This window comes from Lacisediminimonas profundi (assembly GCF_008831265.1).
GTDB classification, from domain to species: domain Bacteria; phylum Pseudomonadota; class Gammaproteobacteria; order Burkholderiales; family Burkholderiaceae_D; genus Lacisediminimonas; species Lacisediminimonas profundi.
This window is the reverse complement of the sequence record NZ_VTTH01000002.1, coordinates 115,398-131,008: the sequence shown is the minus strand read 5'-3', so window position 1 is coordinate 131,008 and position 15,611 is coordinate 115,398. Positions and strand designations below refer to the sequence as shown.

At 62.1% G+C, this 15,611-nt stretch carries 15 protein-coding genes; 8 read left to right on the top strand and 7 right to left on the bottom strand.

Translation table 11 applies throughout. The annotated features are described in order from the left end of the window. Nucleotides 1-123 precede the first annotated feature (123 nt). From argH to FVE66_RS06230, 3 genes are all read left to right on the top strand, one after another. Entirely contained in the window at nt 124-1,524 is a 1,401-nt protein-coding gene (argH, locus tag FVE66_RS06240; RefSeq protein ID WP_151446558.1) for an argininosuccinate lyase, read from the top strand. A 184-nt stretch (nt 1,525-1,708) separates the two neighbouring features. Beyond that, on the top strand, nt 1,709-2,293 hold the full coding sequence (locus FVE66_RS06235; RefSeq protein ID WP_206668716.1) for a TRAP transporter small permease subunit: 585 nt from the start codon (nt 1,709-1,711) through the stop codon (nt 2,291-2,293). A 13-nt stretch (nt 2,294-2,306) separates the two neighbouring features. Continuing rightward, on the top strand, nt 2,307-4,010 hold the full coding sequence (locus FVE66_RS06230; RefSeq protein WP_151446557.1) for a TRAP transporter large permease: 1,704 nt from the start codon (nt 2,307-2,309) through the stop codon (nt 4,008-4,010). Between the two features lie 178 nt (nt 4,011-4,188). Here FVE66_RS06230 and pmbA read toward each other — a convergent pair whose 3' ends face one another. Continuing rightward, on the bottom strand, nt 4,189-5,556 hold the full coding sequence (pmbA, locus tag FVE66_RS06225) for a metalloprotease PmbA (protein WP_151446556.1): 1,368 nt from the start codon (nt 5,554-5,556) through the stop codon (nt 4,189-4,191). Between the two features lie 119 nt (nt 5,557-5,675). On the opposite strand from pmbA, the gene yjgA reads away from it, so the two are divergent. From yjgA to FVE66_RS06210, 3 genes are read left to right on the top strand one after another with little or no spacing between them, the layout of a single operon-like run. Continuing rightward, nucleotides 5,676-6,284, top strand: coding sequence for a ribosome biogenesis factor YjgA (gene yjgA, locus FVE66_RS06220; RefSeq protein ID WP_151446555.1), 609 nt, complete (start codon nt 5,676-5,678; stop codon nt 6,282-6,284). Continuing rightward, a complete protein-coding gene (gene mog / locus FVE66_RS06215) occupies nt 6,265-6,882 on the top strand; it encodes a molybdopterin adenylyltransferase (RefSeq protein WP_241673049.1) in 618 nt (205 codons plus the stop codon). Before yjgA ends, mog begins: the two co-directional genes overlap by 20 nt. Before the next feature lie 8 nt (nt 6,883-6,890). Further along, complete coding sequence (locus FVE66_RS06210) at nt 6,891-7,568, top strand: alpha/beta hydrolase (RefSeq protein ID WP_151446553.1); 678 nt, start codon at nt 6,891-6,893, stop codon at nt 7,566-7,568. A gap of 923 nt (nt 7,569-8,491) precedes the next feature. On the opposite strand, the gene FVE66_RS06205 is transcribed toward FVE66_RS06210, so the two are convergent. From FVE66_RS06205 to FVE66_RS06195, 3 genes are read right to left on the bottom strand one after another with little or no spacing between them, the layout of a single operon-like run. Next, the gene (locus tag FVE66_RS06205; RefSeq protein ID WP_241673048.1) at nt 8,492-11,002 is read right to left on the bottom strand and encodes an ABC transporter permease; all 2,511 of its coding nucleotides are present in this window, start codon (nt 11,000-11,002) and stop codon (nt 8,492-8,494) included. Then, nucleotides 10,999-11,583: a DUF4126 domain-containing protein gene (locus tag FVE66_RS06200; protein WP_151446552.1), complete on the bottom strand. Its 585-nt coding sequence runs from the start codon at nt 11,581-11,583 to the stop codon at nt 10,999-11,001. Before FVE66_RS06200 ends, FVE66_RS06205 begins: the two co-directional genes overlap by 4 nt. After that, on the bottom strand, nt 11,576-11,953 hold the full coding sequence (locus tag FVE66_RS06195; protein ID WP_151446551.1) for a LiaF transmembrane domain-containing protein: 378 nt from the start codon (nt 11,951-11,953) through the stop codon (nt 11,576-11,578). The genes FVE66_RS06200 and FVE66_RS06195 overlap by 8 nt, the downstream gene beginning before the upstream one ends. Before the next feature lie 94 nt (nt 11,954-12,047). On the opposite strand from FVE66_RS06195, the gene FVE66_RS06190 reads away from it, so the two are divergent. After that, complete coding sequence (locus tag FVE66_RS06190) at nt 12,048-13,061, top strand: adenosine deaminase (RefSeq protein WP_151446550.1); 1,014 nt, start codon at nt 12,048-12,050, stop codon at nt 13,059-13,061. Nucleotides 13,062-13,090: 29 nt separating this feature from the next. On the opposite strand, the gene FVE66_RS06185 is transcribed toward FVE66_RS06190, so the two are convergent. Further along, a complete protein-coding gene (locus FVE66_RS06185; RefSeq protein ID WP_206668715.1) occupies nt 13,091-13,615 on the bottom strand; it encodes a TraR/DksA family transcriptional regulator in 525 nt (174 codons plus the stop codon). Nucleotides 13,616-13,684: 69 nt separating this feature from the next. On the opposite strand from FVE66_RS06185, the gene FVE66_RS06180 reads away from it, so the two are divergent. Then, the gene (locus FVE66_RS06180) at nt 13,685-13,957 is read left to right on the top strand and encodes a hypothetical protein (protein ID WP_151446548.1); all 273 of its coding nucleotides are present in this window, start codon (nt 13,685-13,687) and stop codon (nt 13,955-13,957) included. Between the two features lie 103 nt (nt 13,958-14,060). Here FVE66_RS06180 and FVE66_RS06175 read toward each other — a convergent pair whose 3' ends face one another. Both FVE66_RS06175 and FVE66_RS06170 read right to left on the bottom strand, forming a co-directional pair. Continuing rightward, nucleotides 14,061-14,459 (bottom strand): DoxX family protein, encoded by a 399-nt coding sequence (locus FVE66_RS06175; protein ID WP_151446547.1) that lies wholly within the window; start codon nt 14,457-14,459, stop codon nt 14,061-14,063. An 800-nt stretch (nt 14,460-15,259) separates the two neighbouring features. Further along, nucleotides 15,260-15,601 (bottom strand): hypothetical protein, encoded by a 342-nt coding sequence (locus FVE66_RS06170; protein WP_151446546.1) that lies wholly within the window; start codon nt 15,599-15,601, stop codon nt 15,260-15,262. Nucleotides 15,602-15,611 lie beyond the last annotated feature (10 nt).

Sequence of the window (15,611 nt, the reverse complement as noted above, 5' to 3'; positions counted from 1 at the left end):
GATCGGGAACAGAATCGGCAATCAGGCAGGACGGCGGGAAAACATGCCCGGCAAGCCGGTCATACTATGAAGCCACCGAAGCCGCTTGCTTTATAATCCCCGCCATTCCACCGGGATTGAATTATGACAGCACAACTATCCAAAAAAAGCGAGGCATGGTCTGCCCGCTTCTCTGAACCTGTCTCGGATCTGGTAAAACGCTACACCGCCTCTGTATTTTTCGACAAGCGGCTCGCGCACCACGACATCCAGGGCTCGCTCGCCCACGCCGACATGTTGGCCGCGCAAGGCATCATCACCAGCACCGACCTGGCAGAGATCCAGCGCGGCATGGCGCAGATCCTTGGCGAAATCGACGGCGGCCAGTTCGAATGGCTGCTGGACCTCGAAGACGTTCACCTCAACATCGAGAAGCGCCTGACCGAACTGGTCGGGGATGCCGGCAAGCGCCTGCATACCGGGCGCTCGCGCAACGATCAGGTGGCGACCGACATCCGTCTGTGGCTGCGCTCTGCGATCGACGATATTGCCGTGCTGCTGCGCGACCTGCGCATCGCGCTGGTCGACCTCGCCGAACAGCATGCCGACACGATCATGCCCGGCTTCACCCACATGCAGGTGGCCCAGCCGGTCACCTTCGGCCACCACATGCTGGCCTATGTGGAAATGTTCGGGCGCGATGCCGAGCGGATGCAGGACTGCCGCCGGCGCGTCAATCGCCTGCCGCTCGGCGCCGCGGCGCTGGCCGGCACCACCTTCCCGATCGACCGCGAGCGGGTAGCCCGCACGCTTGGCTTCGAGGAAGTCTGCCGCAATTCGCTCGACGCAGTATCCGACCGCGACTTCGCGATCGAATTCTGCGCCGCCGCAGCGCTGGTCATGACCCACGTCTCGCGCATGTCGGAAGAACTGGTGATCTGGATGAGCCCGCGAGTTGGCTTCATCGACATTGCCGACCGCTTCTGCACCGGCTCCTCGATCATGCCGCAAAAGAAAAACCCGGACGTGCCCGAGCTTGCGCGCGGCAAGACCGGACGCGTCAACGGCCACCTGGTGGCGCTGCTGACCCTGATGAAAGGCCAGCCGCTGGCTTACAACAAGGACAACCAGGAAGACAAGGAACCGTTGTTCGACACCGCCGACACGGTAATCGACACCCTGCGCATCTTCGCCGACATGGCTCGCGGCATTACCGTCAAGCCCGAGGCAATGCGCGCCGCAGCGCTGCAAGGCTATGCGACCGCGACCGACCTGGCCGACTACCTGGTCAAGAAAGGCATGCCATTCCGTGACGCGCATGAGGCAGTCGCCCGCGCAGTACGCGCTTGCGACGACGCCAAATGCGACCTGGCCGACCTGTCACTGGAGCAGTTGCGCCAGTTCTCGACACTGATCGCCCAGGATGTATTCCAGGTCCTGACGCTGGAAGGATCGGTGGCGGCCCGCGACCATGTCGGCGGCACCGCCCCGGCCCAGGTCCGGCGGGCGATCGCCGAGGCGCGCAAACAGCTGACAGCTGGCTGACACCCCGCCCGTTCCCGCCAAGTAAGTAATATCCGTTAGCGGCCCGATGACACAATTCGGGCCGCCGACGGGTCAATTTGAAATATACTCGCGCGTATTCTTATTGCCTTACGGCATGCCGGAACGGCGCCGTCGCATGCGGCGGCCCTGAAAATGCATTCTAGAACTGGAACTGGAGAACACCGTGTCGTTTTTCCTCACGCTATCGAAATGGATCGATGCGATCAATGAAAAGATAGGCCTGGCCGTCGGCTGGGCGCTAATGGCTGCAGTGTTGATCTGCAGCGGTAACGCCATCATCCGGTACGCATTCAACCGCAGTTCCAATGCCTGGCTGGAAATCCAGTGGTACCTGTTTTCGCTGATGTTCCTGATGGCCGCGGCCTACACGCTGCGACGCAACGAACATGTCCGCATTGACGTGATCGTCAACCGGCTTTCCCAGCGCGCACAGGTATGGGTGGACATCTTCGGCCTGGTGTTCTTCCTGATGCCGATGACACTGCTGACCCTGTATTACGCGGTGCCTTTTGCGGTCTTGTCGTTCCAGAACGAGGAATTGTCGAGCAATTCCGGCGGATTGATCCTGTGGCCGGCCAAGATGATGATCCCGGTCGGCTTCGCGTTGCTGGCTTTCCAGGGCGTGTCGGAACTGATCAAGCGGTTCGGCTTCCTGGCCGGACGAGTGGACGCCAGCGCATTTCAAAAACAGGCGACCACCCCCGAAGAAGAGATCGAAGCGATCAAATCCGCCAACAAACTGAACTGACCGCACGCCCATCATGACTGAATTCCTCATCGCCAATATGGCACCGATCATGTTCGCGGCCCTGGTCGTGTTCCTGCTCTCGGGCTTTCCTGTTGCCTTCGCCCTCGGCGCCAACGGCCTGTTCTTCGGCCTCGTCGGCATTGAACTGGGGCTGCTCAAGCCGGAACTGCTGCAGGCCCTGCCGAACCGGCTGTTCGGCATCATGGCCAACGACACGCTGCTGGCCATACCGTTCTTCACCTTCATGGGGCTGATACTCGAACGCTCCGGCATGGCCGAGGACCTGCTCGACACCATCGGCCAGTTGTTTGGCCCGATCCGCGGCGGCGTCGCCTATGCCGTCATCTTTGTCGGCGCGCTGCTGGCGGCGACCACTGGCGTGGTAGCGGCCTCGGTCATTTCGATGGGCCTGATCTCGCTGCCGGTGATGCTGCGCTACGGCTATGACAAGCGGATAGCGTCCGGCGTGATTGCCGCTTCCGGAACGCTGGCCCAGATCATCCCGCCCTCGCTGGTGCTGATCGTGATGGCGGACCAGCTTGGCCGTTCGGTCGGCGACATGTACAAAGCGGCGTTCTTTCCCGGCCTGATGCTGACCGCGATGTACCTCGGCTATGTGATGGCGGTGTCCATATTCCGTCCCTCGGCTGTCCCGGCGCTGCCGCTGGAAGCGCGCAACCTGCGCGAGCCTGACGGCCGCAGCGGCGCTGTCTCCCTGCTTGCAGTAGCGGCGGCCACCGTCGCGCTATCCCTCGGATTTGCCCATTGGTACACCAGCAACCACCCGGGCAAGGCAACCGACGAAGTCATCGTCTACTCCATGGCCGTTGGCATGAGCTTCGCCTTCGCCGTTGCCCTGATCAACCGCTCGTTCAAACTTGGACTGCTGTCGCGCATGGCCGAAAAAGTGGTGTTCGTGCTGATGCCACCGCTGGCGCTGATCTTCCTGGTGCTTGGCACCATCTTCGTCGGCATTGCGACCCCGACCGAGGGCGGCGGCATGGGCGCGACGGGCGCACTGATTCTGGCGCTGATGAAGCGGCGGCTGAGCCTGGACCTGCTCAAGCAGGCAATGGGTTCGACCACCCGTCTGTCCTGCTTCGTCATGTTCATCCTGATCGGATCATCGATGTTCGGCCTGGTATTCCGCGCCGTCAATGGCGATCTCTGGGTCGAGCACTTGCTGACATCCTTGCCAGGCGGCGCAACCGGCTTCCTGATCGCCGTAAACATCCTGTTCTTTGGCCTCGCCTTCTTCCTCGACTTCTTCGAGCTGGCCTTCATCCTGGTCCCGCTGGTCGGCCCGGTGGCTGAGAAGCTCGGCATCGACCTGATCTGGTTCGGTGTGCTGCTGAGCGTCAACATGCAGACCTCGTTCATGCATCCGCCGTTCGGTTTCGCCCTGTTCTACCTGCGCTCGGTGGCACCGAAGGAGGTGAAGACCAGCGATATCTACTGGGGCGCGGTGCCGTTCGTGGTCATCCAGGTGATCATGGTGGCACTGATCATCATGTTCCCGCAGATTGTGTCAGTCGAGAAACGCGTCGACAGCAAGGAGCCGATCGAACTGAAGATCGACCTGCCGCAGGAACCGGAGACTACATCGCCAACGGGCGAGGCGGGGGGCGGACTGGTCCTGCCCGCACAACCGGAAGCGCAGGAGCCGCCGCCACAGGAGCCGCAACTGAACTTCTCAACCGACGCCGGGAAGAAGTAGTCCGCGGAGTAACCTGCGGAGTAACCTGCGTATAGCCCGCAGCAGTCAAAAAAAAACCGCACATCCTTGTGCGGTTTTTTTTCGTCTTCCTGCCCGGAGCGCAAGCCGCCGGGCAGGATTCGGCGCCTTCACCTGCGCACGTTCAACGCGTTCAACGTGGTCAAGGTGGTCAAGGTGGTCACCCGCCCGCGATCGTCATGCTCTCGATCAGTATCGACCCGGTCTGCTTGGTCCCGCGGCTGATCGTATCCGACCCGATGGCCACGATCTGCTGGAACATGTCCTTCAGGTTGCCTGCAATCGTGATTTCCTCCACTGGGTACTGGATCTGGCCGTTTTCCACCCAGTATCCGGAGGCGCCGCGCGAATAATCACCGGTCACGTAATTCACGCCCTGCCCCATCAATTCCGTGACCAGCAGCCCGGTGCCAAGCCGCTTGAGCATGACCTTGAAGTTGTCGCCCGGCCGTGCCAGGCTCGACTGCAGCTTGAGATTGTGCGAGCCGCCGGCATTGCCGGTGGTTTTCATCCCGAGCTTGCGGGCCGAATAAGTTGACAGGAAATACCCCTGCACCACGCCATCGCGCACCACGTCGCGCTTGGCGGTGCGTACGCCTTCCTCGTCGAAAGGTGCGGATCCCACTGCGCCGGGCACATGCGGATCTTCGGTGACCTGGATGTGGCTGGCAAACACCTGCTTGCCGAGCGAATCGAGCAGGAAAGTCGACTTGCGGTAGAGCGCGCCGCCGGACACGGCCTGCACGAAGGCGCCCAGCAAACCAGCCGCCAGCGGGGCTTCGAACAGCACCGCGCACTTGCGGGTGCTGAGCTTGCGCGCATTCAGACGTGCCAGCGCGCGTTCGGCGGCATAGCGGCCGACCGCCTCCGGCTGTGCCAGGCGGCGCGGGTCGCGGGCGGACGTATACCAGTCGTCGCGCTGCATGTTGCCGCCCCGGCCCGCTATCGGCGCAACCGAGATACTGTGGCGCGAATACGGATACCCGCCCATGAAGCCGCGGGTGTTGGCATTGATGAAATGCGACTGCTGGGCGTAGATGCTGGCCCCCTCGCTATTGGTGATGCGGCGATCAACCTCGAAGGCAGCCGCTTCACAGCGCCGTGCCAGTTCCACCGCCTCGCTCGCCGGCAACAGCCACGGATAGCACAGTGCGAGATCAATCGGCGAGCGCTCCAGCATGTCGTCGTCCGGCAAGCCGGCACAGTCGTCGGCGGCGGTGAAGCGCGCAATGTTGTAGGCCGCCTCCACCGTGTCCTTCAGCGACTTTTGCGAAAAATCCGAGGTGCTGGCATTGCCGCGGCGAATCGAGCCGTGGTCGCCCAGCAGCACGGTCACGCCCATGCCCTTGTCCTTGTTCTGCTCGATGGTTTCGACCTTGCCCTTGCGCACGGTGACCCCGAGGCCATTGCCTTCGTTTATCTCGACGGCGGCGTCGGTGGCGCCCTTTTCCGTCGCGAAACGCAGGACATCACCGGCGATTTCTTTCAACTGGTCCGGGGTATAGCTAAAATTGGTAGCGTCGTTCATTTGCTCTCGTGGATGCATGCGCGTTGGGATGACTGCGTTCTGGCACTGCCTAAAGCGGTTATGATAGCAGCCGTTTACATTTGCATTGCCCAGGCTGATGGCCTGCGTCCACCCTCATCATGCCTAATTCAAATCGCGGTAACACCGGATTCCAGTCGAACGAGTTCGAACAAGAGTACGACCGGCCGTCAAAATCACAATTGAAGCGCGAAAGCACCGCGCTGCAAAAGCTTGGCGAGGAACTCGTCAACGAAGCGCGCGACCGCGTCAAGCGAGTTCCGATGCCCGAGGATGTGCGCGACGCCATCCTCGCCTGCCAGCTGATCAAGGATCACGAAGGCCGGCGGCGCCAGATGCAATTCGTCGGCAAGCGCATGCGCGGGCTCGAACAGCATGAGGTCGAGGCGATCAGGAAAACACTCGACAGCTGGCGCGGCGCGTCCAAGTCCGAAACCGCCGCCCTGCATGCGCTCGAGCGCTGGCGCGACCGGCTGATTGCCGACGACGGCGCCGTCACTGCGCTGCGCGACCAGTATCCGCAAGTCGACATGCAGCAGCTGCGCACCATGATCCGCAATGCCCGCCGCGAGCAGGCCGAGAACAAGCCGCCGAAGGCCTACCGCGAGATCTTCCAACTGCTCAAGGAACTGCAAGGTCCGGCCAGCAAGAAAAAAGACAGCGATGCCAACGACGATGACGACGACCAACATGAAGACGAAGCGGACTGAGCCTGATGAATTGCTGATCGGCCTGGTGTCGGTCTCGGACCGCGCTTCCGCCGGGGTGTATCAGGACCAGGGCATTCCGGCCCTGGAAGAATGGTTCACGCGTGCCCTGAAAAGCCCGTGGCGGATGGAAACCCGCCTGATACCGGACGAACGCGAAGCGATTTCGCAAGCGCTGGTCGAGCTGGTTGACCAGGTCGGATGCGACCTGGTAGTTACCACCGGCGGCACCGGGCCGGCACGGCGCGACGTGACGCCGGAAGCAACGCTGGCCGTCGCAACCAGGGAAATGCCAGGTTTCGGCGAACAGATGCGCCAGATCAGCCTGCAATTCGTGCCGACCGCGATCCTGTCGCGCCAGGTCGCGGTAATCCGCGAAACGCCGGATCACGCCGCGCTGATCATGAACCTGCCAGGCCAGCCTAAATCGATACGGGAAACACTGGAAGGCCTGAAGGATGCCGACGGCAACACCATCGTCGGCGGCATCTTCGCCGCGGTTCCTTACTGCATCGACCTGATCGGCGGCCCGTACATCGAAACCGACGAGACGGTATGCAAGGCCTTCCGTCCCAAATCAGCCATTCGCAACAAGACCTGAACGACCTCATGAGCACTGCACCTACCCTTCTCGACGCGATCCAGCTCGAAACCAGGCCGGACCCGACGGTCGCCGTCATCTGGCTGCACGGCCTTGGCGCCGACGGTTCCGACTTCGTCCCTATCGTGCGCGAACTCGACCTGCGCGGTTGCCCGGGCATCCGTTTCGTATTCCCGCATGCGCCGACCATGCCGGTCACGATCAATAACGGCTATGTGATGCGCGCCTGGTACGACATCCTTGGCAGCCAGATCGACCGCAAGGAAGACGAGAGCGGCTTGCGCGCCTCGCAGCGCGCGGTGGAACTGCTGATCGAGCGTGAGAAATCGCGCGGCATCGCATCCAACCGGATCATCCTGGCTGGATTTTCACAGGGCTGCGCCATGACGCTGCAGACCGGCTTGCGGCATCCCGAGAAGCTGGGCGGCCTGCTGTGCCTGTCGGGCTACCTGCCGCTGTTCGCCACGATCGCTGCCGAGAGCCACCCGGTGAACCAGGAGACGCCGATCTTCATGGCGCACGGACGGATGGATCCGGTAATCCCGATCGACCGCGCCGAGAAATCCCGCGACGCGCTGCGCTCGCTGGGCTACACGGTGGAATGGCATGATTACGCGATGCCGCATTCGGTGTGCGCCGAAGAGGTCGAGGACATCAGTTTGTGGTTTCAGCAGGTGCTGGGCTGAGCGATCCAGAGGCAGGTCACCAGGGTTGTTCTCTCCCTTTCAAGCTGATTCAAGGGTGATATTTGCCCATAACCCTGGTTTTGTGTTTTTTTGGTTTTGTGGATTTGCGGCTCTCTGGCTTGCGGTTCGTGTGGCTGGGTTTGATGGTTGTGGTTGTGAAGCCGGGAGACACCCCGGCTGGTGTGTTCCTTTCTTTTAGAAAAAGAAAGGAACCAAAGAAAAAACGTCAAAACCCACTTGGCCAACGCCCGCCTCGATAGCCAACCAGACTCGGACGCCTGGGCCGAACCATTGCGGCGTGCGCGAGGAAGGTCCTGCCACACGTTCGCCGCTGACCGGGATCAGTCAACCCGCTTCAATGCCGCCGACCGTACACTACCGCTCGTTGACTCCCAATTGTTTTCGAAGCCGCTAGTTAGCTCCTGAGGTCGGGTTTTCAGGGGAGGCGAGCAATTCAGGCGCTTTTCCCCAGAACTCTGCCTATTAGAACAGATCCCCTCCGTCGCCTGTTTGAAGCTTCGAAAACCATTAAGAGTCAACGGTGCGCTGGGCATCGGTATAAGACACTTCATGGGTTTGGCTGATTAGGTAAGCGGCACACAGCCGAGGGATCATCTCTCGCGAACGTCGCACTGGATTAGCCCAGACATTCGCGTCTGGTTGGCGTTCGGCCCCGCCGTTGGCCAAGTGGGTTTTGACGTTTTTTCTTTGGTTCCTTTCTTTTTCTAAAAGAAAGGAACACACCCGCCGGGGTGTCTCCCGGCTTCACAACCACAAACAACAAACCCAGCCAAACGAACCGCAAGCCAAAGAGCCACAAATCCACAAATCCAAAGCACCGTTCACCCACGGTCATGGGTAAGAACCAGCCCTTGAAAGGGAGGGAGCATTAGTGGCATGCACTGGCCAACGCTGCGCCCCCCTCAAGCCTCCCGCAAGGTCTGCAACGGCGGCTGCCGCAGCACATTGCGCAAGCCCGCCCAGCCGCCAATCAGCGCGCACAAGGTCCCCGCCAACAGCCCTGCTATCCAGGCCGTCGGCGTAAAGGCCCATTCGAAGTCGAACAGGAAATGGGCCAATGACCAGCCGACCGCGGTGGCACCCAGTGCCGCCAGCAAGCCGGCCAGCATGCCGACCAGGACGAACTCGATCCACTGCGCCCGCGACAATTGCGAACGGGTCGCGCCCAGCGCCCGCAACAGGGCCGCTTCACGCATGCGCTCATCTTGCGACCCGGCCAGCGCCGCATACAGCACCAGCACGCCCGAACACAGCGTAAACAAGAACAGGAACTCTACCGCCGACACGACCTGGTCTATGACCGCCTGCACCTGCCGCAGCACGCTGCCGACGTCGACCACGGTCAGGTTTGGAAAGTCGCGCGACAATTCGTTGGGCAATGCGGGCCGGTTGTCCGGCAGGCGAAACGCTGTGATGTAAGTCTGCGGCATGTCCACCATCAGGGCCGGATTCAGGATCACGAAAAAGTTGACCCGCATCGATCCCCATTCGAGCTTGCGCAGGCTGGTGACGCTGGCCTCCACTTTCTGGCCGCCGATGTCGAACGCAATGCGGTCGCCCAGCTTCAGACCCAAGGTTCGCGCCAGCCCCTCCTCCACCGAAGCTTCCGGCTTGCGATTGTCATACCACCGGCCCTGCACCACCTGGTTTTGCTCCGGCAGTTCAAGCATCGTCGACAGGTTGAATTCGCGTTCCACCAGCCGCCGCGCACGATCCTCGGCATAGGTCGTGCCGGTGATGTCGCGGTCGTTGACCTGCACCAGGCGTCCGCGGATCATCGGATAGAGCTGCGGCCTGGCCACCCCGTTCCCGCTCAGACGCTGCGCGATCGCCTCGCGCTGGTCCGGCTGGATGTTGATGATGAAATGGTTCGGCGCGTCAGGGGGGCTGGCGCTGCGCCAGGCATCGACCAGGTCGCCTCGTATCACCGTCAGCAACAGCAGCGCCATCAGGCCCAGCGACAGCGATACGATCTGGACCACCGTGCCGGCCGGCCGCCGCTGCAGGGCCGTGATCGCGAAGCGCCAGCTGGTCGATGACGACAGGTTGCGCATGAAGCGCAGCAGCCGCACGCCGGCCCATCCGGCCAGCGCGAACACCACCAATCCGGCCAGGAAGCCGCCGGCGGTCAGCGCACCCAGCTTCAGGTTGCCCGCCTGCCACAGCAACAGCCCGACAAAGCTGGCCAGCCCGAATGCGTAGGTGGCGAGCGTCGCCGCCCGCGGCGGTGCCTGCTCGCGGCGGATGACCCGGTTGTGCGGCACATCGCGCAATTGCAGCACCGGCGGAATGGCAAAGCCCAGCAGCAGCAACATGCCGGCGCCCAGCCCCTGCAGGGCCGGCATCAGGGTAGCGGGCGGCAGCACGGTGGTGACCAGCGAACCCAACCAGTCGAGCAGGACAAAGTGCGCGGCAAAACCGACGGCTACCCCGACCGTGCAGCCAGCCAGCCCGATCATGGCGAATTCAAGCAAGTACATCAGCGTCACGCGGTCCTGGCTCAGGCCGAGGCAGCGCAGCATCGCGCAGGCGTCGAGATGGCGCAGCATGAAGCGGCGCGCAGCCATGGCAATGGCGACTGCGGCAAGCATGGCCGACAGCAGGCCCACCAGCGACAGGAACTGTTCGGCGCGGTCCAGGGTGGAACGCATCTCCGGCCGCCCCGACTCCAGCGATTCGACGCCGACGCCGCGCACATTGCCTGTGCCTATGGCCTTGTTGACCCATTGCTGATAGCTGCGCACCTCCTTGGCCGGCCCGGCCACCAGCAGGCGCCAGGTGACGCGCGAGCCGTCCTGCACCAGCCGGGTTGCCGCCAGGTCGGATAGCGACAGCATCACGCGCGGCGCAAAATTCATGAAAGCCGCGCCGCGGTCGGGTTCGGTCCCGATCAGTTCGGCAACCCTGAAAGTCTTGTCGCCCAGCTTGAGCATTTGCCCGGCCTGCACGCCCAGCCCGATCAGCAGCGCCGGATCGGCCCAAACGGTATCGGCCTGCGGTATGCCGGACGCGGGACGCTCGCTGCGACCGTTCTGCAATGTCAGCTTGCCGCGTAGCGGGTAGCCGTCACTGACGGCCTTGACCGAAGCCAGCAAGGAACGCGCACGATCGCCCTCGCCTGCTGCCGCCATGCTGGGAAACACCACCGTTTCTGCCAGTTGCAGGCCGCGCCGCCGTGCTTCGTCCTTCCAGCTGGCGTCGATCGGCTTGTCGGCCCGGATCAGCAGGTCTGCGCCCAGCAGCTGGTTGGCGTCGCGCGCCAGGCCACTGCGCATGCGGTCGACGAAAAACCCGACCGACGACAGCGCCGCCACCGCAACCACCAGCGCGATCAGCAGGAAGCGCAGTTCGCCCGCCCGCCAGTCGCGCGCCGTCATGCGCCATGCCAGCATGGCCGGAATCTTTTCCGTCATGCCGCCATCCGCCTGAACAGCCAGCGCAGGCCGCGCCACACTTTAGGCAGGAGCCAGAAAGCCAGCAACGTGAACAGCACCAGGATCACGACCAGCACCCACGGATGGAAAAAGGCGGCCCACAGTCCGGCCACGACCACAGCTTCTTCGGAAAAGGATGCGGCCCAGTTGCTGAACGGCTCGGGCGAGGTATTGATCAATGCCCGGCTGCCGGCCTTGGTGGCATGGGCACCGGCGGCGAAGGTGCCGCCGAGCAGCGCGGCGATGGCGGTCAGCGCCGGGTCTGCCTGTCCCAGCGCAGCCGCGCCCAGCACAGCACCCGCCGGAATGCGGATGAAGGTCTGGATTGCATCCCACACCGAGTCCACTCCCGGCACCTTGTCAGCCAGGAATTCGACAGCGAACAAGCCGCCGGTAACGGCCAGCACCCAGCTCGACTCCAGCACCTGCAGTCCTTCGGGCAAGGTGATCCAGCCCTGGCGACCCAGCCAGCCGGCAACGAACAGCGTCATGTACAGGCGTATGCCGCTGGCCCAGGAAAGGCCGGCAGCCATCGCAGCAGCGGGAAAAAGTTCAGCCATGGACGTCGTTGTCGGTTGAGGGCTTGCGTGGATCGGATGATTCGTGCCGGCGTCCCAGGCGGGACTCGGGTATCGTCGGCGAGCGGGCAACCAGCATCAGCGTGCCGGCGGCGACCAGCATGATCGGCACGATGAAGCGCCAGCCCAGGTTGTAGTACTGGTGCAGGAAGTACAGTGCGCCTGCCAATATCAGCAAGGGCCCGGCAACCACCGACGACTTCGTGATCCCGTCCACCGCCAGTGCCGCTATGCCGGAACCGACAAGCCCGAGTATCCAGAGCCAATGCACGTCCGGCATCCAGCCCAGGTTCTTTAACAGCCAGGCAGCGCCCAGGACGATCAGAACGATCGGAAAGGCGGCGTCTCTCATGTTGGAATCCTCATGGCGACCACTATAGCAAGTCTTGCCACGCAGCGTCGGCTGCGCCTACCATATTGCCTCAACACACCGTCAAGGACGCCAGATGGACCAGCAATTGCGCGACCTGGTATGCGGCATGCCAAAAGCAGAGCTGCATATCCACATCGAGGGCTCACTCGAACCTGAACTGATCTTTGACCTCGCCAGGCGCAACGGCGTTGCACTATCCTGGCCCGATGTCGAAGCGCTGCGCCAGGCATACTCATTCACCGACCTGCAATCCTTCCTCGACATCTACTACGCCGGCGCCAGCGTCCTGCTGACGCAGCAGGATTTTTACGACATGACATGGGCGTACCTCGAACGTGCCCATGCCGACAATGTCCATCATGTGGAAATATTCTTCGACCCGCAAACCCACACCGGGCGGGGCGTGCCGTTCGCGGCCGTGATCGACGGCATCCACGGCGCCCTGGCCGATGCCGGCACGCGATGGGGCATCAGCGGCGGACTGATCATGTGCTTCCTGCGTCATCTGTCCGAAGAGGATGCGATGGCAACCCTGCAACAGGCGCTGCCGCACCTTGAAAAAATCATTGGCGTCGGACTCGACTCGTCCGAACATGGCCATCCGCCGGAGAAGTTCACCGCCGCATTCGCCCGTTGCCGCGAACTGGGGCTGCACCTGGTCGCCCACGCTGGCGAAGAAGGGCCGCCCGCATATATCTGGTCGGCACTGGATGTGCTGCAGGTGGAAAGGATAGACCACGGCGTGCGTTGCCTGGAAGATCCCGCGCTGGCCGAACGGCTCGCGAGCAGCGGGATGGCGTTGACGGTGTGTCCGCTATCTAATGTCAAGCTGCGCGTCTTTAACGAAATCGGGGACCACAACCTGGCGCAACTGCTGGATGCCGGCATCGCAGCAACGGTGAATTCGGATGACCCGGCCTATTTCGGCGGCTACATCAACGACAACTTCATCGCCGTGTTCAAAGCCTTGGGAATGGACAGGGAGCACGCAAAGACCCTGGCCCGCAACAGTTTCAATGCATCCTTCATGCCCGAGCATCAGAAACAGGCGAAGCTGGCCGAGGTCGAGGCCTGGTTCTCGCGCTGAGCGCAGCGCAGCCCGGTTACAAGCAATCCCTACAGGCTTGCCCCGCGCCCGCTTGCCGGGTGGCTCTTTTCGAAAATCTGCTGGCATCGGGCGCAGCGCTCGGCAATCGGCTGCGCCATCAACCTCTCGATGGGTATGGCTTCGCTGCAGTCCATGCAGGTGCCGTAGCTGCCATTTTCGATGTGCTCCTTGGCCCGGCGGATCGCACGCAGCTCAACCACGTCCCGCCCGATGGCGGCATTATCAAGGTCCGTGCTCAGGTCGGCGAATGCACTGTCGCCCGGATCGGGCGCTTCGGTCGCCAACTGTGCATAGTCGTCTCTCTGGTTTGCCTCACGATTGATATCCACCAGCAGGTCTTTTTCGCGCTGGTCGAGCAATGCACTGATCTTGTCGAGATCTTCCTGTGGCAAAGAATCCATATGTCTTCCGGAAAAAGGTGAGAAAGCGACGCCGTCTGCCAGCTGCTGCCTTGCATTGAAACACCGTCGGAATTGCTTGCCCGAAATGGAATCCAGCTTGTTGTCGAACCATCCAGATTTGAGTTTTCTCAAATCTTGCCTCGTGCTTACCCGTTACATTCCTCAAGGTAATTTTTCCCCAACTCAACCCGAGGGATACGAATGAAGCGAAAACACGCAACCGACCTCGCCATCCAGCAACTTGTCGAGGCCGCGAGTGGACGAGGCATGAGCCTGCGCGAGAGACACCTGCTCAAGGAGTCCCTGCGCAACCTGGTACGACTGGCAAAATCAGAACTGATGGTGGAGATGAAAAGCAATGTCAGCCGACTGACCGGTATCACGGCGCAATCAGCGCGCCGCGCCCGGGCAGCCGCAGCACGTTGCAACTCGTCTGCCCACCAGCAACGATTCGAATTCAACCAGATGGACTAGGGCTGGCATCCGGCAGCAGTCGACATTGCTGCCGGATGTTTCCATCATGTCACTCAGGCGGGCCCGTGCCTTGTGGCCGCTCAAGCCCCCTGTTACGGGCGACTCAATTCCAGCGTCCCTTCTGCCCTCCCACGCTGTAGCTCCCGGCGCCCAGCAACGCGATCGCAAGCGCCACGAACAGGAAGAACCCCTGCAGTTCCAGCGCCCAGCCGCCCGTCTTCGAAATGCTCATCAACTGGCCGGAGTGCGCCAGCACGACGGCAACAATCATGTTGCCCACCACCACCAGCGCCGCCAGCCGGGTCCATATGCCGAAGGCGATGAGAATCGGTGCAAGCACTTCACCGACCAGTACCAGATAGGCGAACTGGGAAGGCATGCCCGCACTGCTGAGCATTCCCGCTATCGGGCCCACGCCACCAATCAGCTTCGCAACACCGTGAAACAGCAGTAGGACTGCCAGGGTGAGGCGGAGGACGAGCTTGCCAAGGTTGTCGTTCATTTTTCTTCCTTTGTGGCTAGCGGCAGGCGAGTGCCATGCCTTGTCAGGTTCAATCAGAAAAACTTCGTCGATCCAGCGCGAGCGAGCTTGCGTGATGAAAAATTTCCCACGCTCATTCTCAACCGATCGGCAGGGAATGGCGCAGAACCTCGGACTACCCTTCAATCCTAATTCCAATTTGGGCCGAGGAGGTGATGGTATCTCAACAACAAGGACACCGCATTGAGCAAGCCGATATCGGGTGCCGCGGGGAAACTTGAAGGGCCCGCGTGCTTCAAGGAACTCGCGGAACTCGCGGAGTCTGCATGCGATTGAATTCCCTGGTCCGCGCGCCAGGAAAGAGTCAGGCGCGTGCGTCCAGGCTGCCTGCCCCAGGCCGCTGAACTTGTGCACATAAACGGTGGACAAGATTGTGGACAAGCCGGGCGAGCGCATCGCAAGTGCCTGAAAGCATGCGAGTTTCTTGCGTTGACTCAAATCAACGCAGAACCGCCCTATGCGCTGGCGCAATACCGGGCGTGAGCGAAATTACATTCATTTGTAAATATGCCCGGGTTGGATTGCCACCCGGCATGACGCCCCCGCGCCGCCAATTTTCCATCCCCTTTATATAGCAGCCCTCCCCGGCGCTGGCCACCTGCTGCCGTGGCACAGACCTTGCGAACGATGTCCCTCGCTGTCATTTCCATAGGAGAAAATATGAAGAAGCTTGCATCAGCACTACTCATCGCCCTGCTCTCAACCGCAGGCATTGCTATGGCGCAATCCTCAAGCACCAGTGGATCGGGCATGACGCCTGGTTACGGCTCCTCAGGCGCATCATCACCTGCCGGCGCCGGCACAATGGGCTCCGGCAGCAGCGGCGCCTCGGATGCTTCCAGCACGGGCTCGTCTGGCAGCGCAGCCGACTGTCCTCCAGGCAGCACCAGCGCGAACTGTCCACAAGGTTCATCCGGCGCATCCGGCACATCGGGCACCGGCTCCAGCGCCTCGGACTCCGCACCGATGGGCGCAAGTCCGTCCACTCCAGCCAGCCCTCCGGCCGGCGCAACCGGCACTGAGTCCGGCACGTCCGGCTCCAGCGGAATGGGTGGCAGCTCGTCTTCAACGATGCCAGCACCGACCGGCGCACCCGGCAGCATGGGTACATCG